Source organism: Bradyrhizobium sp. SZCCHNS3002, assembly GCF_032377435.1.
GTDB lineage: Bacteria > Pseudomonadota > Alphaproteobacteria > Rhizobiales > Xanthobacteraceae > Bradyrhizobium.
The window spans coordinates 526,351-547,403 of sequence record NZ_JAUHHY010000003.1; the positions used below are offsets into that span (position 1 = coordinate 526,351).

The following is a 21,053-nucleotide window of genomic DNA, read 5'->3' on the forward strand; positions in this document are numbered from 1 at the left end:
ATGCACTATTTCGCAACAACGCCGGCCGAGATCGATGCCGCCGTCCGGGTGCTCTACGAGGAGGCCCGCTTCTATCGCTGGTTTCCGATCGCCACCGACTCCTATGACGCGTTCGCCGCCTCTGATCCGATCGCGGCCAGCGAGCTGCGCGGCATCGCCGAGCGCATGCTGGTGGCCGCCGCGCAGGCCAGATCGCGGGCACGGCGGGTCTAGCGTCCCGTCAACCCGGCTTGCATACGGCGGAGCCTGCGCCGCCTTGTCGCTCATCAAGCTGCCTTGCCTCAGGAGGACAACGATGCCTAATATTCGGGCAAAGTGCGGCTGCGGCAGCCATCAGGGATGGATCGGTCGAACAAGGACGGCACCGGCAGCCCATCACTGCCGTGGCGCGAGGATGCGCCCCGCTCGTCCACCATCGATTGCAGCCCCTTCGTACGGCACGCCCCGAGCCACGAAAGGACAGGGCAAAATGCTTCCACATCGGCGTGGGCGCGGCTGTTTGACCGGATCGGCGGCGGATCTGAGCGGGCTGACGCCGGGACCGCGGATTACCCTTTCGAGCGTTGCATACACATCTCCCCCAACGCGCAATCGTCCCGGGCTGCGCCGCCCCCGCGGCGGCCCTTGGCATATCCGTTGCAGACGTCAGACGGGTCGGATCGCGGCCGCGCGACGGAGCGAGCTGCGATCATGACCGATAAGGGACAGGGCGACGGAGGGCGGATGGCGGCGGGCGCGAGCTTGGAACTGGTGAAGGTGACGAAGATGTACGGTCACGTCACCGCCGTTGACGCAATCGACCTGCGGATTCCCGCCGGCTCCTATTGCTGCCTGCTCGGCCCGTCCGGCTGCGGCAAAACCTCCACCCTGCGCATGATCGCCGGCCATGAATCGGCGACATCGGGCGACATCATCGTCGGCGCCAGGAACGTCACCGAGCTGCCGCCGGCCGGACGCGGCACGGCGATGATGTTCCAGTCCTACGCGCTGTTTCCGCATCTGTCGGTGATCGACAACGTCGCGTTTGCGCTGAAGATGAAAGGCGTCTCCAAGCCCGAGCGCCACGCCAAGGCACGCGAGCTGCTCGAGCTCGTCGACATGCAGGGCTATGCCGGCCGCCTGCCGGCGCAGCTCTCCGGCGGCCAGCAACAGCGCGTGGCGCTGGCCCGCGCGCTGATCACCTCGCCACAGATCCTCCTGCTCGACGAGCCGCTGTCGGCGCTCGACCCCTTCCTGCGCCTGCGCATGCGCGCCGAGCTGAAGCGGCTGCAACGCGAGCTCGGCCTCACCTTCGTCCACGTCACCCACGGCCAGGACGAGGCGATGGCGCTGTCCGATCTCGTGGTGCTGATGAATGGCGGCCGCATCGAGCAGCAGGGCAGCCCGCGCGAGATCTTCAATCACCCGCGCACCGAGTTCGCCGCCCGCTTCATCGGCGGCCACAACGTGATTCCGCTGAACGGCGAGACCTTCGCCGTGCGTGTCGACCGCATCCAGCTCAAGGCGCCGAATGCCGCGGTCGACGGTCCGGCCGTGTCGGGCACGATCAGCAAGATCGAATATCAGGGCACCTATGTGCTGGTCGCGGTCGCCACCGACGGTGGCCCCGAGATCTCGGCGCAGCTCAGCGACGATCAGTTCGATGCACAGACCCACGTGATCGGCGAGCGCGTCGTCGTGACCTGGAATCCGGCGCTCGCCGATGCCCTGACTTCCCGCCCCGCCGCAACAGCCACGCCGGCTGCCGAGCTGGTCGCCTGATTTCGTTTGCCTGCTTTTCCCAAGGAGATGATCATGACCGATCGATCGAAGACAACATCCATCAGCCGCCGTTCGCTGCTCAAGGGCGCGGCGGGCGTCGCCGGTCTCGCCGGCTCGGGCACGCTGCTCAGCGCGCCCTACGTCCACGCCGCCGATGCCAAGGTACTGCGCTATCTCGGCACCGCGGTGAACGAGGGCGACGAGATCTCCAAGAAGTGCCTCGCCGACACCGGCATCAAGATCGAATACATCACGGCGACCACCGACGACGTCACCAAGCGCGTCATCACCCAGCCGAACTCGTTCGACGTGCTCGACACCGAGTATTTCTCGCTCAAGAAGCTGGTGCCGTCGGGCAACATCTTTCCGCTCGATGCGCGCAAGATCAAGGAGTTCGACAACATCACGCCGGTGTTCACCAAGGGCGAGCTGCCCAACGGCAAGAAGATCGGCGGCCAGGGCACCGCGCCGTGGAAGGTGCTCTATCTCGACGGGCCGAACTCCAAGACCTTCTCGGCCACCCCGACCGAATGGGTCACGCTGATCCCGACCGTGTACAACGCCGACACGCTCGGCATCCGCCCCGACCTGATCAAGCGCCCGATCAACTCCTGGGCCGAGCTGCTCAACCCCGAATTCAAGGGCAAGGCCTCGATCCTCAACATTCCCTCGATCGGCATCATGGACGCCGCCCTCGTCGTCGAGGCGACCGGCCAGTACAAATATGCCGACAAGGGCAACATGACCAAGGCCGAGATCGACCTGACCATGAAGGTGCTGACCGAGGCCAAGAAGGCCGGCCAGTTCCGCGCGTTCTGGAAGGACTTCAACGAGTCCGTCAACCTGATGGCCTCGGGTGAGACCGTGATCCAGTCGATGTGGTCGCCCGCCGTCACCAAGGTGCGCTCGATGGGCATCGCCTGCACCTTCCAGCCGCTGAAGGAAGGCTATCGCTCCTGGGCCTCTGGCTTCTGCGTCTCCAAGGCGGTGGCCGGCGGACCGAAGCTCGACTGGGCCTATGAGTTCGTCAACTGGTACCTGTCCGGCTGGGCCGGCGCCTATCTCAACCGCCAGGGCTACTACTCGGCCGTACTCTCCACCGCCAAGGCCAACATGACCGAGGACGAGTGGGGCTACTGGATGGAAGGCAAGCCGGCCAAGGCCGACATCAAGGCGCCGGATGGCACCTTGATGGAGAAGGCCGGCGCGGTGCGCGACGGCGGCTCCTACGACGATCGCATGGGCGCCGTCGTCTGCTGGAACGCCGTCATGGACGAGAACGACTACATGGTCCGCAAGTGGAACGAGTTCATCGCCGCCTGATGTGACGTCGAATACTGCCGCGCCCATGATATCGTGGGCGCGGCAGGGTTTCTAAGCGCTCATTCGCGACCGGACGACAGGTATCCCCGTGGCCGTGACGATCGACAACTCGCCCGACACCGTAGCGCCCGCGGAGAGCGCCTTGCGCAAGATCACCATGCGCTCGATCGCCTGGCTGCAGGCCGGCCCGATGATGCTGGTGTTTGCGCTGTTCTTCCTGCTGCCGCTCGTGCTCGTTGTCGTCGTCAGCGCCTGGGACTACAACGAATACGAGATGATCCCGGCGTTCAGCTTCCGCGGCTACACCGACACCTTCGAGGGCTGCGTCGCCAACCTGCCCGAGCTGTGCACGATCCTGAAGACCTATCTCAAGACGCTGAAGCTCTGCCTCCTGACCTGGGGCCTGACCTTGATGATCGGCTTCTGGGTCGCCTATTTCCTTGCCTTCCACGTCCGCAGCAAGACCTGGCAGATCGTGCTGTCGCTGTTGTGCACGATCCCGTTCTGGACCTCCAACGTGATCCGGATGATCGCCTGGATTCCCCTGCTCGGCCGCAACGGCCTCGTCAACCAGGGGCTGATCGGCGCCGGCGTGGTCAACAAGCCGGTCGAATGGCTGCTGTTCTCGGAATTCTCGGTGGTGCTGGCGCTGGTGCACCTGTTCACCTTCTTCATGGTGGTGCCGATCTTCAATTCGATGATCCGCATCGACAAGCGCCTGATCGAGGCCGCCTATGACGCCGGTGCGTCGGGCTGGCAGACGCTGGTCAACATCATCATTCCCCTGGCGAAGCCCGGCATCGTGATCGGCTCGATCTTCGTCATCACCATCGTGATGGGCGACTTCGTCACCATCGGCGTGATGGGCGGCCAGCAGATCGCCTCTGCCGGCAAGATCATCGAGTCCCGGCTGTCGGCGCTGCAATTCCCGGCCGCCGCGGCCAACGCCGTGATCCTGCTCGGCATCACCATCATCATCATCTCCGCGCTGACGCGGATCGTCGACGTGCGCAAGGAGCTCTGAGATGGGAGACAAGCGCCCCCGCTCCTTCTACATCCTCGCCCTGTTCTTTGCCGCCTATGTCCTATTTCTTTACGGACCGATGATCGCGATCTACATCCTGTCGTTCCAGGGACCGGACGGCGGCCTGACGTTTCCGATGAACGGCGTCTCGCTGACCTGGTTCGGCAAGGTGTTTTCCGGCGGCGGCATCGTCGACATCGGCGCCGCGTTCAGGCGCTCGCTGGCGCTCGGCCTCGTTGTGATGGTGATCACCGTGGTGCTGTCGGTCGCCGCCGGCATGGCGTTCCGCAAGCCCTTCCGCGGCGCCTCGATCCTGTTCTACACCGCGATCGCCAGCCTGATCATGCCGTCGATCATCACCTCGCTCGGCATTGCCCTGGAATTCCGCCTGATCGACGACTTCGTCAACAAGCATGGCGCCGATGTCGGGCTCGGCTGGCTTGCCGACGGCTACACCACCGCGATGGGCCTGTTCACCTCGGGCCTCGGCGCGCATCTGACCTGGACGTTGCCGTTCGGCCTGCTGATCATGTTCGCGATCTTCAACCGCTTCGACGGCCGGCTGGAGGAAGCCGCGCGCGATCTCGGCGCCACGCCCTGGCAGACCTTCCGCCACGTCGTGCTGCCGATCATCCTGCCGAGCGTCGTCGGCATCGGCCTGTTCGGCTTCACGCTGTCCTGGGACGAACTGGCACGGTCGAGCCAGGCGATCGGCTCGGTGAACACGCTGCCGCTGGAGCTGCAGGGCCTGACGACGACGGTGACCAAGCCCGACATCTACGCACTGGGCACGCTGACCTCGGCAGTGTCGTTCGTGGTGATCTTTGCGGCATTGTCGGTCATCCTGGTGCTGCAGGCGCGGCAGCGACGGCAGGGGTCTGATGCGGGCAAAGGGATGGTGTAGGGTTTCAGCGCCGGACGCGGTCACGATCGAACTCTGTCGCGACGTTCAGCACCAAGCCGCGAGCACGATGCTCGTATATGCGCCCTCGCCCCTTGCGGGAGAGGGCATGTAGGACAGCGCAGCAATCTCGATTGGGTGAGGGGTATGCCTCCACGAGCGACACTCGTCGACAGATTCACCTCACCCAACCGCGTACGCGGATCGGACGCTCATGCCCACTCCCGCAGCGGGCAAGGGCGCTGTATCGGGCACCGCGTGGATGAGCTAGTAGGACTGTAGGTTGGGCAAAGGCGCACCCGGGTCGTGGACATTGACACTGCTACTTCGCACGCCTTGCCCACCGTCCTTCGTCATCGGCACCGCCGGTGGGCACGCGACGCCTGACGACGCCGCTTTGCCCACGCGACGAGGCCGTCGCCTCAAAGCCCCAGATACGCCTTCCGCACATCCTTGTTGCCGCTGATCTCGGCCGCCGTACCCTGCATCAGCACGCGACCCGTCTGCAGGATGTAGGCCCGGTCGGCGATCTCCAGGCACTCGGCCATGCGCTGCTCGACGATCAGCACGGTCATGCCGGCGTCGCGGATGCGCTTCACCGCCTGGAAGATCTCGTCGACCAGCTTCGGCATGATGCCCTGCGACGGCTCGTCGAGCATCAGGAGCCGCGGCCGGGTCATCAGCGCGCGGCCAATCGCCAGCATCTGCTGCTCGCCGCCGGACAGGGTCTCCGCACGCTGCTCGAGCCGCTCGGACAGGCGCGGGAACAGCGTGAACACGAACTCCAGCGGCTGCTCGCGATTGGCCTCGCTGCGATAGAGATAGCTGCCAAGCCGCAGATTGTCGCGCACCGAGAGCCGCGGGAACAACCGGCGGTTCTCCGGCACATAGGCAATCCCTTTGGCCGTGATCAGGTGCTGCGCCATGCCGTCGATGCGGCTGCCATCGAAGGTGACGCTGCCCGCGCGCGGCCGCTCGGCGCCGGCGATGGACTTCAGCAGCGTCGACTTGCCCGCGCCATTGGCGCCGGCGACGCAGACGATCTCGCCCTTCTCGACGTCGATCGAAACGTTCGAGATCGCAACCAGCCCCTGATAGGCGGTGGTGACGTCACGCACCGACAGCATGGCGGTCTCCAAGATAGGCGGAAATGACTTTGGGGTCGCGGACGACGTCCTTGGGGCTGCCTTCGATCAGCACCTTGCCGAGATCGAGCACGATGGCGCGGTCGACCAGCGGCATCACGATCTCCATGACGTGCTCGACCATCAGCACCGTGATGCCGGTGTCGCGCACGCGGCGCACGAGCTCGACGCCCTTTTGCGACTCGACCGGGGTCAGGCCGGTCAGCACCTCGTCGAGCAGCAGCAGCTTCGGCTCGGTCGCGAGCGCGCGCGCCACTTCGAGCCGCCGCTTCTCCGACGGCACGAGGTCGCTCGCGAGCACGTCGGCCCGCGCATCGAGCCCGCAGAAGGCCAGCACCTCATGTGCCTTCCGCCGCGCCTCGCGGATATTGGTGGTGCGAACGAGCGCGCCGACGATGACGTTCTCGATCACCGTCATGCTCTCGAAGCTTTTCACCACCTGGAAGGTGCGGCCGATGCCGCGCTGGCAGCGCTCTGCCGCGGGCAGCGCCGTGACGTCCTCGCCGTCGAAGATGATCTGGCCTTCGGTCGGCTTGAATGCACCGGCGATCAGGTTGAACAAGGTCGACTTGCCGGCGCCGTTCGGCCCGATCAGGCCGACGATCTCGCCGCGCCCGACCGAGATCGAGACTTCCGAATTGGCGGTCAGTCCCGAGAAGCGCTGGGTGATGTTGCGCGTTTCCAACAGCGCGGTCATGACGCCACCGCCTCTCTGACCGGCTGGGCACCCCGCTTCGGCTTGCGGGAGAACAGGCTGACGAGTCCTTGCGGCCGGGCGAGCGAGATCGCGATGATCAGGCCGCCATAGACGATCAGGTCGACGCCGCGGCCGGAGCCGCCGATATAGGAGCGCGTCAGCTCGGTCAGCGGGATCAGGATGACGGCGCCGAGCATCGGGCCCCAGAGGGTACCGATGCCGCCGAGCACGGCGGGCAGCGCCATCAGCAGCGAGAACTGGAAGCCCATCACGCTCTCGGGATCGATGTAGGTGACGTACATCGCATAGAAGCCGCCGCCGACGGCGACGAGAAACGCCGACACGGCCGCCGCGCCCATCTTGGAATTGAACACGACAACGCCCAAGCTCTCGGCCGCGACCGGATTGTCCTTCACGGCCCGCCACCAATAGCCCCACTTTGAGTCCTCCAGCCACCAGGTCACGAACCAGGCGACGCAGGCCAGAGCGAGCGCGAAGTAGAAGTAAGGCAGCTTGTCCTTGGCGAATTGAAGGGTCAGCCAGCTATCCTGCTTCGACAGCGGGATCGTGATGCCGAGCGCTGCTCCCGCCCATTCCCAGTTCTGGAACAGCACGAGCGCAATCTCCGCGATCACGATGGTGGCAATGACGAAATAGTGTCCGCCCAGTCGGAAGCAGGGATAGCCGAGCGCCATCGCGATGACCGCCGACAGCAGCCCGCCGGCGAACATGCCGAACCAGGGCAGCATCCCGAACTTGGTGTACAGAAGCGCGGTGACGTAGGCGCCGAGCCCGAAATACAGCGCGTGCCCAAGCGAGATCTGGCCGCAATACCCGGACAGGATGTTCCAGCTCTGCGACAGCGCTGCATACATCAGGGTCATGATCATCATGTTCTGGATGTACACATCGGTGACGTAGCGCGGCACCTGGGTCGCGAGCAGTGCCAGGCATGCCGCGACGATCAGGTCGCGCCGGCGGCGTTGAATGAATACCTTGTCCATCAGATCGATCCGAACAGGCCGCGCGGGCGAATGAAGACGACGAGGAGATAGACGCCGTAGATGCCGACCGTCTTCAGCGACGGCGGCAGGATCAAGGTGGTGATGGCCTCGACGAGACCGACCACGATGCCGCCAGCAAAAGCGCCGAACACGCTGCCGAAGCCGCCGAGCGCCACGGTCACATAGGCGATGGTCGCAAACGACGCGCCGACGTCGGGGAACACATAGAAGAAGATCGACATGACCGCACCGGCGAGTCCGACCAGCGCCGCGCCAAGGCCCCAACCGAGCGCGAACACCTTGTTCTTGTCGATGCCGACCAGCGCCACCGCGCCGGCATCCTCACGCGTCGCCTCAAGGGCGCGGCCGAAATCGGTGCGGTGGATGAAGAAATACAGGCCGGCGAAGGCCGCGATCGCAATGAGAGCACCGACCAGCTGCGGCTGCGGAAGGTAGATGCCGGCGATCGAGATCGTCTTGCCGCCGAGCCAGGAGTGCGGAATGCTGCGATAGTCCGGGGTGAAGAAATACTGCGCGACGCCGCGCATCAGGACGGCGAGACCGAAGGTGGAGAAGATCTGCACCATGCCGGTGTTGGCCTTGGCCCGGACCGCAAATCTGACGATCAGCAAATAGACCATCGCCCCGAACACGAACAGAGCGGCGGCGACCAGCGGCGCCGCCAGCAGCGGATCGAGCGCGAAATAGGCGAACAGGAAGAAGGTCGCGTACATCGCGATCATCAGGAACTCGCCATGGGCGAAGTTCACGACGTCCATCAGGCCGAAGATAAGCGCCAGACCCACGGCGATCAGGCCATAGAGCAGGCCCATCAGCAGGCCGCTGGCGAGACTTTGGATGATTGTTTCTGCTGTCACAGATCTTGCCCCACTCTCGATGTGACTCGGGGTGTCGTCCTGGCGAACGCCAGGACCCATAACCACCACTGTTTGTGTGGGGCACGACGACAGCCGATCATCGTCCAACCACGGCCTCGGCGTATGGGTCCCAGGTCGGCGCCGCCACGCGCTGGCGCGCATCGCGGCTTGCCCGGGACGACATCCGAGTTGATCACTTCATCGGCCAGCTGGCTTCCGCCACCGCGGCCTGTGTCGGGAAGATCGTGACGAACTTGCCGCCGACATATTGCAGCAGCACCGGATCGGCGTCGTTGTTCTGGCCGTTCTCGTCGAACTTCACCCGCTTCCACGGCATGATGGTCGCCTCGCCCGGCATGTCGGTGGCGGCGAGCGCGTCGCGGATCTTCTCGCCGTCGGTCGACTTGGCGCGGTTGATGGCATCCGCCATCACGATCAGGCCCATGAACTGGCGCGACGAGTAGTCGTTGAAGTCCTTGCCCGACTTCGCCTTGAACATGTCGTTGATCTTGCCGACCATCGGCCGCTTGGCGGCGAGGTCGAGCGAGAACGAGCCGCGCGAGATCACGCCTTCGAGCTTGTCGCCGACCGCGTCATACAGCGCCTTCTCGGAGAAGCCGGCGTCCTGCGCGACGATCGCATTCGGCTTGTAGCCGAGCTCGGCCATGGTCTTGACCAGCAGGATGCCGTCGGTGGTGTAGCTCGACGGCATCAGCACGTCGGCGTTGGCGGCCTTCAGCTGCTGCACCTCGGCCGACAGCGACGGCGAGTTGGCGCGGTACTTGATGTCCGCGACGACCTTGTAGCCGCGCTCCTGGGCGAGCTTGAGCTGGGCGTTGCTCGAATCGGTGCCGAAGATGGTGTCCTCGTGGAACAGCGCGAGCGTGTCGATCTTGGTGCCCTTCTTCTTCATCATGTCGAAGAAATCGAACATCGCCTGCGAGAACATCTCGTCATGCGGCGCGGCGCGGAAATAATACTTCAGGCCGCGGCGATGCAGGCTCGGCGAGGAATTGTCGGCGGAGAGATACGGGATCTGGTAGCGCTCGCAGATCTGGCTCGCGGTCACCGCGACGGCGCTCTGATACGAGCCGATGACGGCGGCGACCTTCTCCTGGGTGATCAGGCGCTCGGCCTCGGCGCGGCCCTTCTGCGGGTCGGCCTGGTGGTCGGCGAACACCAGCTTGATCTTGGCGCCACCGAGGCCCGGCAGCCCTTCGGTGCGCGCGAGCGGCAGGTCGTAATCATACTTGCCGTTGATGATCTCGGCCGCCGTCTCGAACGCGCGCTGCGCGTCGACGCCGATCTGCGCGCTGGCGCCCGAGAACGGATAGATGACGCCGATCTTCACTTCCGAGGTCTGGGCGCGGGCGGCGATCGGGCCGAGCGCGGCGGCAGCGGTGGCTCCAAGCAGGACGTTTCGGCGCGTGATGGTCATGGCAAGATCCTCTGATGAAAGCGCATCGATGAAGCGGTTGAGATCGGTGGTAAAGGCTCAATAAGCAGCAAGACTGCCTGATTAAAGGCTGCCTGATTAGAGGACGGCGAGATCCTTGTTCCTGAGATCGGTGATCAGCATCAGCCCCGGCGCGTGGGTGATGGCGAAGGGCAGCTTGGCCGCGGCGATGACCGCCTGCGGCGTCACCCCGCAGGCCCAGAAAACGGGAATTTCGTCTGAGCCGACCGGCACCGGATCGCCGTAGTCCGGCTTGTTGATATCGGCGATGCCGATCTGTTCGGGAAGACCGAGATGCACCGGCGCGCCGTGCACGGCCGGAAAGCGCGTCGTGATCTGCACGGCGCGGATCGCCTGCGCCGGCTTGAACGGACGCATCGACACCACCATCGGTCCCGCAAACGGCCCGGACGGCGTGCAGGCAATGTTGGTGCGATACATCGGCACGCGACAGCCCTGCTCGATATGGCGGATCGGCAGGCCGTCGGCCATCAGCGCTTCCTCGAAGGAGAACGAGCAGCCCAGCACGAAGGTGACGAGGTCGTCGCGCCAATGCGACATCAGGTCGGTCGGCTCCTCCACCATCTCGCCGTCGCGCCAGACGCGGTAGCGCGGCACGTCGGTGCGGATGTCGAGATCGGCCCCGAGTGCCGGAATATGAGGATTGCCCGGATCGGACATGCCGATGATCGGGCACGGCTTCGGATTGAGCTGGCAGAACCGGTGGAAGGCGCCGGCGTACTGCTCGGGCAGGATCGCCAGATTGCCCTGCACGAAGCCATTGGCGACGCCGGCGGTGCTCCAGCCCTTGCCGGTGCGATAGTCCAGGCGGGCCTGATGGCTCGGGAGAAGGTCTGTCTCGCCCGCTGATTGCTGCAATGCCGCAGAAACAGTCATTTGTGCCACTTGCCTAATATCTCGACAAACTCACTGAACATCAGCCATGCTATAAAGTCTAATCTTCGTTTTTAATCAGGATCGATAAAACAAATTGATCCGAGCGGGGCGCGATGTTGGATTTCCGTTCCATCGAGACCTTTCTCTGGGTGGTGAAGCTCGGCAGCTTCCGCGGCGCGGCGCAGCGCCTGAACACCACCCAGCCGGCCATCTCCCAGCGCATCGCCCAGCTCGAGCGCGAGCTCGGCGTCAAGCTGCTCAACCGCGATCATCGCGTGGCGTCGCCGACGGCCAGCGGACGGCAGATGCTGGTCTATGCCGAGAAGCTGATCGGCCTGCGCGCGGAAATGCTGGCCGAGGTCGGCGACCGCTCGGCGATGCGCGGCGTGCTCCGGCTCGGCGTGGCCGAGACCATCGTGCACGACTGGCTGCCGCGGCTGATCAAGAGCGTCAACGAGAGCTATCCGAACCTGTCGCTGGAGATCGAGGTCGACGTCACGCCGAACCTGCACGCGCGCCTGCTCGCGCAGGAGATCGAGCTCGCCTTTGCGCTGGGGGCGCCGTCCGAGTCCGGCATCCGCAGCCGCGTGCTGTGCGACTATCCGATCAGCTTCCTGGCGAGCCCTGCCCTCGGCTTCGGCACGGGCGTGGTCACCGCCGAGCAGATGGCACGCTTTCCGATCATCACCTTCCCGCGCAACACCCAGCCCTATGACAATGTGCGCTCGCTGTTCAACCGCCCGCATCTGCCGCCGATGCGGCTGCACGCCAGCGCGTCGCTGGCGACGGTGATCCACATGGCGGTCGAGGGCCTCGGCGTCGCCGTGATCCCGGCGGCGATCGTGGCGCATGAGATCGAGCGTGGCCGCCTGCAGGAGCTGCAGACGGATTTACGGATTCCGCCGCTGACCTTCACCGCGAGCTGGCTGTCGTCGCCCGAGATGGTCGCGATCGAACGCGTCGCCGAGCTCGCAGCGAGGACGGCGCAGACGGCCAGCCATCCCTCTGCGTCGGTTGACGCCGCCGTCGCGGCGCGCGATGGACAGGATGCCGGAGTACAGGGAATTCAAGCATGAGCCGCGCCGTCACCAATCTGCAGATCGATTCCGCCCGCCTCTGGGACAGCATCCACGAGACCGCCAGGTTCGGCGCCACGCCGAAGGGCGGCGTGCGCCGGCTGACCCTGAGCCAGGAGGACAAGCAGGTCCGCGACTGGTTTCGCAAGGCTTGCGAGGAGGCCGGGCTCGAGGTGCATGTCGACACGCTCGGCTCGATGTTCGCCCTTCGCAAGGGGCGCGACATGTCGAAGGCCCCGATCGGGCTCGGCTCGCATCTCGACACCCAGCCGACCGGCGGCAAGTTCGACGGCATCCTGGGCACGCTCGGCGCTCTCGAGGTGATCCGCACGCTCAATGACGCCGGCATCGAGACCGACGCGCCGCTGTGCATCGTCAACTGGACCAACGAGGAAGGCTCGCGCTTCGCGCCGGCGATGATGGCCTCTGCCGCCTATGTCGGCGATTTCACCGTCGAGGACATCTTGTCGCGCAAGGATGCCGACGGCACGACCGTCGGCGAAGCGCTGGACAGCATCGGCTATCGTGGCGAGGCCAAGGTCGGCACGCAGAAATTCTCCGGCTTCGTCGAGCTGCATATCGAGCAGGGCCCGATCCTGGAGGCCGAGAACAAGACCATCGGCGTGGTCGATCACGGCCAGGGCGTGTTCTGGTACGACGGCAAGGTCACGGGCTTCGAGAGCCACGCCGGCTCGACCCCGATGCCGCTGCGCCGCGACGCACTGCTGGCGCTGTCGGAGTTCGCGCTGACCCTGGAGCAGATCGCGATCAGGCTCGGGCCGAACGCGGTCGCCACCATCGGCGAGGCCGTCATCGCCAATCCCTCGCGCAACGTCATCCCCGGCGAGATCGCCTTCACCATCGACTGCCGCAGCGCCAATGCCGACACCTTGGAGGCACTCGATGCCAGCCTGCGCGCGGCTGCGGGCGAGATTTCGAAGAAGCGCAAGGTCGAGATCGCGATCGACCAGGTCTGGCGCAAGCCGCCGACCCATTTCGATCCCAAGCTGGTCGACGCCGTCGAGCGCGCCGCCGGCACGCTCGGCTACGCGCACCGCCGCATCACCTCCGGCGCCGGCCACGACGCCTGCAACCTCAACACCATCATGCCGGCAGCGATGGTCTTCGTGCCCTGCAAGGACGGCATCAGCCACAATGAGCTGGAGGACGCCACCCAATCCGACTGCGCGGCGGGCGCCAACGTGCTGCTACACACGGTGCTGTCGCTGGCCGGCGTGGCGTCGTGACGGGCTGTTAGTTCACACTCGGTCCTATTCGAATTTATCCTTCCCCGATCTAATTCGCGCGGGCACACTGAGCTCCCCTCCCCCTTGCGGGGAGGGGCTGGGGGTGGGGGTCCCCACGGGCAGTGTCGCCCGGGGCCGCCCCCCTCCCCAGCCCTCCCCCACAAGGGGGGAGGGAGTGCACCTCCGCCTGCGCAGCCGTTTCGTCCGCTTCCTAGAGGAGATTCAAAACGTGCGCGGAGTTTTCATCGACGCCAACGACTCGCTTGCCGAGATCTTCGAGCGGCAGCGCAAATCCGGCGATCCCGAGATGCGCGTGCATCTCGACCCCGACATCAAGCCGGAGGACTGGCCGGCCATTCTCGACGGCGCCGAGATCGGCGTGGTCGACCACACCGCGCTGCCGACCGATGTCGCCAAGCAGTGCAAGAACCTGAAGCACGTCGTCTTCCTCGGCACCGGCGCACGCAGCTACATGAACCCCGACGAGCTCGCCGAGCTCGGCATCACCGTGCACCTGATCAAGGGCTATGGCGACACCGCCGTGGCGGAGGCCGCCATCGCGCTGATGTGGGCCGCGGCCCGCGGCATTGCGCAGATGGACCGCGAGATGCGCGCCGGCAACTGGCTGCGCGACGACGGCATGCAGCTCACCGGCAAGACGCTCGGCCTGATCGGCTTCGGCGGCATCGCCGCGGAGGTGGCGCGCATCGCTAGCGGCAGCGGCATGAAGGTGATCGCCTGGAACCGCTCGCCGAAGAGCCATCCGGGTGTTGAGTTCGTCGATCTCGATACGCTCCTGAAAGACAGCCACGTCGTCTCGCTGCACCTCCTGCTCAACGACGACACCCGTGGCTTCCTGTCGCGCGAGCGCATCGCGCAGATGCGCAAGGGCGTGATCTTCGTGAACACCGCCCGCGCCGCCATCGTCGACGAGCCCGCGATGATCGACGCGCTCCGCTCCGGCCAGATCCGCCACGCCGGCCTGGACGTCTTCACCACCGAGCCGCTGCCGGCCGGCCACGTGCTGACCACGATCCCGAACGTGACGCTGTCGGCGCACTCGGCGTTCCGCACGCCCGAGGCGAGCGAGAATCTGATCCACGCCGCGTGGGAGCACTGCCGCCGCGTGGCGAAGTCGTAGTTGTGAACGCATAGGGTAGGCAAAGCAGCAGCCGCCAGGCGGCAGCGTGCCCACCGTCGATCAGCGCGGCCGCGGCAAGACGGTGGGCACGGCGCCACCGCGACTTCGTATGGAGATGCAGGCCGCGCCTTTGCCCACCCTACGGCTCTCTCCGTCATTGCGCGCGAAGCGACGCAATCCAGAGTCCCGCGACGGCCCTGGATTGCTTCGTCGCTGCGCTCCTCGCAATGGCGGCTTGTTGCACGAGCTATCACTCCAACCACCGCTGTCGTCCCGGCGAAAGCCGGGACCCATACCGCGTGATCTATCAGTAGCGAACGGTGGCAGACGCCTTGCTCAATAACAACGGCCGGTGGTTATGGGCCCCGGCCTTCGCCGGGGCGACAATAATCAGCGGCGCCTAACTAATCCACCATCTCCGCAACGGCCTTGCCGCACGCCTCGGTATCAGCATTCCCGCCCAGATCCCGCGTGCGCAGCGTCCGTTCCGCCAGCGTCCGCTCGATGGCGCCGACGATCGACTGCGCCGCGGTCTTCTCGCCGAGATGCTCCAGCATCATCGCGCCCGACCAGATCATGCCGATCGGGTTGGCGATCCCCTGCCCGGCGATATCGGGCGCCGAGCCGTGCACCGGCTCGAACACCGACGGGAAGTTTCGCTCCGGATTGATGTTGCCCGACGGCGCGATGCCGATGGTGCCGGTGCAGGCAGGTCCCAGATCGGACAGGATGTCGCCGAACAGGTTCGAGCCGACGACAACGTCGAACCAGTCCGGATGCAGCACGAAGTTCGCGGTGAGGATGTCGATGTGGTACTTGTCCCACTTCACGCCCGGATAGCTCTTGGCCATCGCCTCGACGCGCTCGTCCCAATACGGCATCGTGATCGAGATGCCGTTCGACTTGGTCGCCGAGGTCAGGTGCTTCTTCGGCCGGGACTGCGCGAGCTCGAAGGCGAACTTCAGGATGCGGTCGACGCCGGTGCGGGTCATCACCGTCTGCTGCGTCACGAACTCACGGTCGGTGTCCGGGAACATGCGGCCGCCGACCGAGGAATACTCGCCTTCCGTGTTCTCGCGCACCACCCAGAAATCGATGTCGCCCGGCTTGCGTCCCACCAGCGGCGACGGCACGCCGGGCATCAGACGTACGGGACGCAGATTCACATACTGATCGAACTCGCGGCGGAACTTGATCAGCGAACCCCACAGCGAGACGTGGTCGGCGATCTTGGCCGGCCAGCCGACGGCACCGAAATAGATCGCGTCATGGCTGCCGATCTGCGTCTTCCAATCGTCCGGCATCATCTGGCCGTGCTTCTCGAAATAGTCGTAGCTCGAAAAGTCGAAATGATCGAACTGCACCGCGACGCCGTGCTTCTTGGCGGCCGCCTCGATCACGCGAATGCCCTCGGGCATGACCTCCTTGCCGATGCCGTCGCCGGGAATGACTGCGATGCGATAGGGCTTCTTGCTCATCGAGCGGATCCTTGCGTGTTGCGCCGTGTTCCGGCTGAAATCGTCGATCGCCTGAATGGACCAAACGACCGGGAAGCGCAACGCTGCGGTGCAAGATTGACCGCATGGCTGACGCGCAAGACAATCGCACAAGACAATCCGGTCTCCTCCCCTTCAGCGAGAGTGTCCATGGATCTTCACCTGCGCGGCAAGCGCGTTCTCATCACCGGCGCCTCCAAGGGCATCGGCGCCGCGGCGGCCGAAGCGTTCGCCGAGGAAGGCTGCCACGTCCGGCTCGCGGCGCGCAGCGGCGACCGGCTGTCGGCGCTGGCCGAGCAGCTCCGGTCGAAGCACCAGATCGATGCGGCCGCGCATGTGGTCGACCTGCGCAAATCCGAGGATGTCACGCGGCTCGCGCAGGAGGCCGCGGACATCGACATCCTCGTCAACAATGCCGGCGACATTCCGGGCGGCGCCATCGACAAGATCGACGAGGCGGCGTGGCGGCATGCCTGGGACCTCAAGGTGTTCGGCTTCATCAACCTGACGCGCCTTGTCTATGCTGACATGAAGGCGCGCGGGGGCGGCGTCATCATCAACGACATCGGCGCGGCCGGCGAGAAGTTCGACGCCAACTACATCTGCGGCAGCGCCGGAAACGCCGCGCTGATGGCCTTCACGCGCGCGCTCGGCTCCAAGAGCCTCGCCGACAACATCCGCGTGGTCGGCATCAATCCGGGCCCGGTCGGCACCGACCGCCACGTCACTTTGCTGAAAACCCGCGCCAAGCAGCAGTTCGGTGACGAGAGCCGCTACACGGAATTCCAGAAAGGCCTGCCGCTCGGGCGTCCCGCGCATCCACGAGAGATCGCCGACCTGATGGCGTTCCTGGCGTCCGACCGCGCCGGCTACACCTCCGGCGTGATCTATACCGTCGATGGCGGCATCAGTGCAGGGTGGGGTTGATCGCGGCGACCTTTCCACGTCCGGCGAAACATGGTCTACGACATGGCGCCGGGATGCTTCCAATCAGGAGAACCAAGCTTTGGCCGACCAGGGATTGATCCGCGAGACCGCCTGCGCCGTCGTCGACAAGTTGAAGGCCGGCGAGGTCACCCCGCTCGATTGCCTCGATGCATTGGAAGCGCGCATCACAGCCGTCGACGGCAAGGTGAATGCGCTGCCGACGCTGTGCTTCGATCGCGCGCGCGATCACGCCAAGGCGCTGATGCAGAAGAAGGCCTCTGAACGCGGCCTGCTCGCCGGCATGCCCGTGCCGATCAAGGATCTCACCGACGTCCAGGGCGTACTGACCACGCAGGGCTCGCCGATCTTCAAGGACCGGATTCCGGAACACTCCGATCTCCTGGTCGAGCATCTCGAAGCCAATGGCGGCGTGATCTACGCCAAGTCGAACACGCCGGAGTTCGGCGCCGGCGCCAACACCTTCAACGAGGTGTTCGGTGCGACGCGCAATCCCTGGGATACGTCGCGCTCGGCCGCCGGCTCGTCGGGCGGCGCAGCGGTTGCGCTTGCGACCGGCATGGCGTGGCTGGCGCACGGCTCGGACATGGGCGGCTCGCTGCGCAACCCCGCGAGCTTCTGCGGCATCGTCGGCCTGCGCCCGAGCTTCGGCCGCGTCGCGCATACGCCGGCCGTCGCCATCGACCGCAATCTCGGCGTCCAGGGCCCGATGGCCCGCAATGTCGAGGACCTCGCGCTGCTGCTGGACGCGATGAGCGGCGAGCACGCCGCCGACCCGATCTCGCTGCCCTCGCCCGCGACCTCCTTCCTCACCGCGGCCCGCTCCGGCAAGAAGCCGATCCGCGTCGCCTATTCGCCCGATCTCGGCATCACGCCAGTCGACCCCGAAGTGATCGCGGTCACCCGCAAGGCGGCGCAGCGTTTCGCCGAGCTCGGCGTCATCGTCGAGGAGGCGCATCCGGACTTCAGCGAGGCGCATGAATGCTTCCACGTGCTGCGCGCGCTCGACTTCGCGATGAGCAAGCAGGAGCTGCTGCGCACCAAGCGCGACCTGCTCAAGCCCGAAGTGATCTGGAACATCGAGGAAGGGCTGAAACTCACCGTCGCGCAGATCACCCGCGCCGAAGCGCAGCGCGTGGCGATGACCGCGCGCGCCGTCAAGTTCTTCGAGACCTATGACCTGCTGCTGGCGCCGGCGACCATCGTGCCGCCCTTCCCGGTCGAGAACCGCTACGTCGCCGAATGCGCCGGACAGAAGTTCGACAACTACGTGCAGTGGCTCGGCATCGTCTACACGATCACGCTCGCCTGCTGCCCGGCGCTTTCGCTGCCATGCGGCTTCACCGCGTCGGGCCTGCCGGTGGGGTTGCAGGTGATCGCGCGGCCGCGCAACGACGCCGGTTTGCTGGCGGGTGCCAAGCTGCTCGAGGACGTGCTGGGAGTCGCCAGCTCCACGCCGATCGATCCGCGCGCGCCGAGGTGAAATGCTCCCCCTCGCCCTGAGGAGCCGCGCAGCGGCGTCTCGAAGGGTCAGGCCCGGGCGCTGGCCTCATGGTTCGAGACGCCCGCCTTCGGCGGGCTCCTCACCATGAGGGTTGAGATTCTCGCTGGCCTGCACAGTTCGCTCTTTCCGGCATGACCTTCCCCCGACCTTCCCCCTCACCCTGAGGAGCTCGCCGAAGGCGAGCGTCTCGAAGGGCGAGGCCCCGAACCTTGGCCTGATGGTTCTCCCAGCGAGGCGGAGCAGCGCCCCTCACCATGAGGGGCGGCAGTTCTGCTTTGATTGGCGCAGAGTTCCATGCGCTGAACATGGGACCCATGTCCGTTATCGTCTGTTGGCAATCCCTGCGGCTGCCGTAGAAGGGCCGCAAATCACGCTTGCCGGAGACCGGATATGACAGACCAGGCGATCGAGCCTGCCACCGAGACCACGTCGCTCGCCGACGTCGAGCGCCGCATCAAGGCGATCCTGATCGGCTCGGCCGGCAACCTGGTCGAATGGTACGATTTCTATGCCTATACGGCGTTCGCATTGTATTTCGCGCCGGCCTTCTTTCCATCGAAGGACCCGGTCGTCGAGCAGCTCAACGCCGCTGTCGTGTTCGCCGCGACCTTCCTGATGCGCCCGCTCGGCGGCTGGCTGTTCGGCTATCTCGCCGATCACCACGGCCGGCGGCTGTCGCTGACGGTCTCGGTGCTCTGCATGTGCTTCGGCTCGCTGATCATCGCGGTGACGCCGACCTATGCCACCATCGGCATCGCCGCGCCGATCATCCTGGCGCTCGCCCGCGTCATCGAGGGCCTCAGCCTCGGCGGCGAATATGGTGCCAGCGCCACCTATCTGTCCGAGGTCGCCGACGCCAGGCATCGCGGCTTCTATTCGAGCTTCCAATACGTCACGCTGATCGGCGGCCAGCTCACCGCGATCATCGTGCTCCTGCTGTTGCAGAAGGTGTTCCTGACCCCGGACGAATTGCGGGCCTGGGGCTGGCGCATTCCGTTCGCAATCGGTGCCGGCCTCGCGATCTTCGTGGCGGTGATGCGGCGGAACCTGCACGAGACCGAGGCCTTCGTCGAGGCCAAGAAGACCGTCGGCCCTTCCGGCTCGATCACCGCGCTGTTCAAATATCCGCGGGAGCTCCTGCTGGTGGTCGGCCTGACCGCGGGCGGCACCGCCGCATTCTACACCTTCACCACCTACATGCAGACCTTCGTGAAACTCTCGGTCGGCCTGACAGCGGACCAGACCACGATGGTGATCTTCGGCTCGCTGCTGTTCGCCTGCGTGCTGCAGCCCCTCTATGGGGCGATCTCCGATCGCATCGGCCGCAAGCCGCTGCTGATCTTCTTCGGCGTCGCCGGCACGCTGGCGACGATCCCGATTCTGACCGTGCTGAAGGGCACCAAGGAGCCGTTCACGGCCTTCCTGCTGATCTGCGGCGCCTGGATCTTCACGGCGGGCTACACCTCGATCAACGCGGTGGTGAAGGCCGAGCTGTTTCCGACCAATGTCCGTGCGCTCGGTGTCGGCCTGCCCTACGCGATCACCGTCTCGCTGTTCGGCGGCACCGCGCCGGCGATCGCGCTCTACTTCAAGAGCATTGGGCACGAGACCTGGTTCTATTATTATCTCACAAGCGTGATCTTCCTGTCGCTGCTCATCTATGCGACCATGCGTGACACCAAGCATGCGTCGGCGATGCATCGGCACGAATGAGCAGGACGAACTGGCGAGGGGTGCCGATGGCTGACGAGTCCGGGTTGCCGCCCGAGAGCAAGCTGAGCCGAGCCAAGGAGCGCTGGGCGCGCGAAGGCAAGTTCCTGACCGGCCGCTCCGTGCGGCCCGACGACCAGCGCCTGCCGCCGGGCCAGCACCTGACCCGCGACTGGCCGGTGCTCGATCTCGGCCTGACGCCGTCGGTCACATCGGAGCGCTGGCGGCTGGATGTCTATGGCGCGGTGGAAAATCCCCTGTTCTGGGACTGGACTGCCTTCCGCGCCCAGGAGCAGCGCCAGTTCACATCCGACATTCACTGCGTGACGACCTGGTCGCGTTACGACAATCGATGGGAAGGGCTTGCGACGCGCGACCTGCTTGCCGCCTGCCGGCCGCGCGACGGCGCTGATTTCGTCGTGCTGCATTCCTACGACGGCTACACGACCAATCTGACGCTGGAGGATTTCGCCGCCGAGGATGCGCTGCTCGCGCACAGCTGGTCCGGCGCGCCGCTCACCAGGGAGCATGGCGGTCCGGTGCGGGTCGTGGTGCCGCATCTGTATTTCTGGAAGAGCGCAAAGTGGCTGAAGGCGATCGAGTTTCTCGACTCCGACAAACCCGGCTATTGGGAGGTGCGCGGCTATCACAACCGCGGTGATCCCTGGGCCGAGCAGCGCTATTCGGAGTGATCGGGCTCCGCTCTGCCAGGCCAACGGAGCCGTAGGGTGGGCAAAGACGCGAAGCGTCGTGCCCACCCTCGCCCCGCAAAAAAGAAAAGAATGGTGGGCACGCTTCGCTTTGCCCACCCTACGGACTACATGTTATCGCTTCCGCACCGAAGCGCG

Annotated in this window: 19 protein-coding genes; 12 read left to right on the forward strand and 7 right to left on the reverse strand. The window is 65.5% G+C overall.

From position 1 onward, the window contains the following. The 5 genes from QW845_RS09500 (at position 1) to QW845_RS09520 (ending at position 5,012) form a co-directional block, all read left to right on the forward strand. On the forward strand, positions 1 to 213 hold the full coding sequence (locus QW845_RS09500) for a hypothetical protein (protein ID WP_315801327.1): 213 nt from the start codon (positions 1 to 3) through the stop codon (positions 211 to 213). A 510-nt stretch (positions 214 to 723) separates the two neighbouring features. After that, positions 724 to 1,761 carry an ABC transporter ATP-binding protein gene (locus QW845_RS09505; RefSeq protein ID WP_315801387.1) on the forward strand — a complete coding sequence of 346 codons (1,038 nt, stop codon included), beginning with the start codon at positions 724 to 726 and terminating at the stop codon, positions 1,759 to 1,761. Positions 1,762 to 1,794: 33 nt separating this feature from the next. Beyond that, a complete protein-coding gene (locus tag QW845_RS09510) occupies positions 1,795 to 3,084 on the forward strand; it encodes a PotD/PotF family extracellular solute-binding protein (RefSeq protein ID WP_315801328.1) in 1,290 nt (429 codons plus the stop codon). A gap of 88 nt (positions 3,085 to 3,172) precedes the next feature. After that, a complete protein-coding gene (locus tag QW845_RS09515; protein WP_315801329.1) occupies positions 3,173 to 4,108 on the forward strand; it encodes an ABC transporter permease in 936 nt (311 codons plus the stop codon). 1 nt (position 4,109) lies between these two features. Beyond that, positions 4,110 to 5,012: an ABC transporter permease gene (locus tag QW845_RS09520; protein WP_315801330.1), complete on the forward strand. Its 903-nt coding sequence runs from the start codon at positions 4,110 to 4,112 to the stop codon at positions 5,010 to 5,012. A 419-nt stretch (positions 5,013 to 5,431) separates the two neighbouring features. On the opposite strand, the gene QW845_RS09525 is transcribed toward QW845_RS09520, so the two are convergent. The 6 genes from QW845_RS09525 to QW845_RS09550 all read right to left on the reverse strand — a co-directional run bounded on the left by QW845_RS09525 (position 5,432) and on the right by QW845_RS09550 (position 11,086). Further along, complete coding sequence (locus tag QW845_RS09525; RefSeq protein WP_315801331.1) at positions 5,432 to 6,136, reverse strand: ABC transporter ATP-binding protein; 705 nt, start codon at positions 6,134 to 6,136, stop codon at positions 5,432 to 5,434. Next, positions 6,120 to 6,851 (reverse strand): ABC transporter ATP-binding protein, encoded by a 732-nt coding sequence (locus QW845_RS09530; protein WP_315801332.1) that lies wholly within the window; start codon positions 6,849 to 6,851, stop codon positions 6,120 to 6,122. The genes QW845_RS09525 and QW845_RS09530 overlap by 17 nt, the downstream gene beginning before the upstream one ends. Next, complete coding sequence (locus tag QW845_RS09535) at positions 6,848 to 7,855, reverse strand: branched-chain amino acid ABC transporter permease (protein ID WP_315801333.1); 1,008 nt, start codon at positions 7,853 to 7,855, stop codon at positions 6,848 to 6,850. Before QW845_RS09535 ends, QW845_RS09530 begins: the two co-directional genes overlap by 4 nt. Further along, positions 7,855 to 8,733, reverse strand: a complete 879-nt coding sequence (locus QW845_RS09540) for a branched-chain amino acid ABC transporter permease (protein ID WP_315801334.1) — start codon at positions 8,731 to 8,733, stop codon at positions 7,855 to 7,857. Before QW845_RS09540 ends, QW845_RS09535 begins: the two co-directional genes overlap by 1 nt. A 193-nt stretch (positions 8,734 to 8,926) precedes the next feature. Continuing rightward, positions 8,927 to 10,171 carry an ABC transporter substrate-binding protein gene (locus tag QW845_RS09545; RefSeq protein WP_315801335.1) on the reverse strand — a complete coding sequence of 415 codons (1,245 nt, stop codon included), beginning with the start codon at positions 10,169 to 10,171 and terminating at the stop codon, positions 8,927 to 8,929. A gap of 96 nt (positions 10,172 to 10,267) precedes the next feature. Beyond that, positions 10,268 to 11,086, reverse strand: coding sequence for a putative hydro-lyase (locus QW845_RS09550; protein WP_315801336.1), 819 nt, complete (start codon positions 11,084 to 11,086; stop codon positions 10,268 to 10,270). A gap of 113 nt (positions 11,087 to 11,199) precedes the next feature. Between QW845_RS09550 and QW845_RS09555 the strand changes: the two genes are divergently transcribed. The 3 genes from QW845_RS09555 (at position 11,200) to QW845_RS09565 (ending at position 14,550) form a co-directional block, all read left to right on the forward strand. Further along, on the forward strand, positions 11,200 to 12,162 hold the full coding sequence (locus tag QW845_RS09555; RefSeq protein ID WP_315801337.1) for a LysR family transcriptional regulator: 963 nt from the start codon (positions 11,200 to 11,202) through the stop codon (positions 12,160 to 12,162). Next, entirely contained in the window at positions 12,159 to 13,409 is a 1,251-nt protein-coding gene (locus tag QW845_RS09560; RefSeq protein ID WP_315801338.1) for a Zn-dependent hydrolase, read from the forward strand. The genes QW845_RS09555 and QW845_RS09560 overlap by 4 nt, the downstream gene beginning before the upstream one ends. Positions 13,410 to 13,638: 229 nt before the next feature. Next, positions 13,639 to 14,550 (forward strand): NAD(P)-dependent oxidoreductase, encoded by a 912-nt coding sequence (locus QW845_RS09565; RefSeq protein WP_315801339.1) that lies wholly within the window; start codon positions 13,639 to 13,641, stop codon positions 14,548 to 14,550. 404 nt (positions 14,551 to 14,954) lie between these two features. Here QW845_RS09565 and QW845_RS09570 read toward each other — a convergent pair whose 3' ends face one another. Then, entirely contained in the window at positions 14,955 to 16,028 is a 1,074-nt protein-coding gene (locus QW845_RS09570) for a tartrate dehydrogenase (RefSeq protein WP_315801340.1), read from the reverse strand. A gap of 168 nt (positions 16,029 to 16,196) precedes the next feature. On the opposite strand from QW845_RS09570, the gene QW845_RS09575 reads away from it, so the two are divergent. The 4 genes from QW845_RS09575 (at position 16,197) to QW845_RS09590 (ending at position 20,897) form a co-directional block, all read left to right on the forward strand. Continuing rightward, complete coding sequence (locus QW845_RS09575) at positions 16,197 to 16,973, forward strand: SDR family oxidoreductase (RefSeq protein WP_315801341.1); 777 nt, start codon at positions 16,197 to 16,199, stop codon at positions 16,971 to 16,973. A gap of 79 nt (positions 16,974 to 17,052) precedes the next feature. Then, entirely contained in the window at positions 17,053 to 18,474 is a 1,422-nt protein-coding gene (locus QW845_RS09580; RefSeq protein ID WP_315801342.1) for an amidase, read from the forward strand. A gap of 411 nt (positions 18,475 to 18,885) precedes the next feature. Beyond that, positions 18,886 to 20,208 carry an MFS transporter gene (locus tag QW845_RS09585; protein WP_315801343.1) on the forward strand — a complete coding sequence of 441 codons (1,323 nt, stop codon included), beginning with the start codon at positions 18,886 to 18,888 and terminating at the stop codon, positions 20,206 to 20,208. A gap of 26 nt (positions 20,209 to 20,234) precedes the next feature. Then, entirely contained in the window at positions 20,235 to 20,897 is a 663-nt protein-coding gene (locus QW845_RS09590; RefSeq protein ID WP_315801344.1) for a sulfite oxidase-like oxidoreductase, read from the forward strand. Positions 20,898 to 21,053 lie beyond the last annotated feature (156 nt).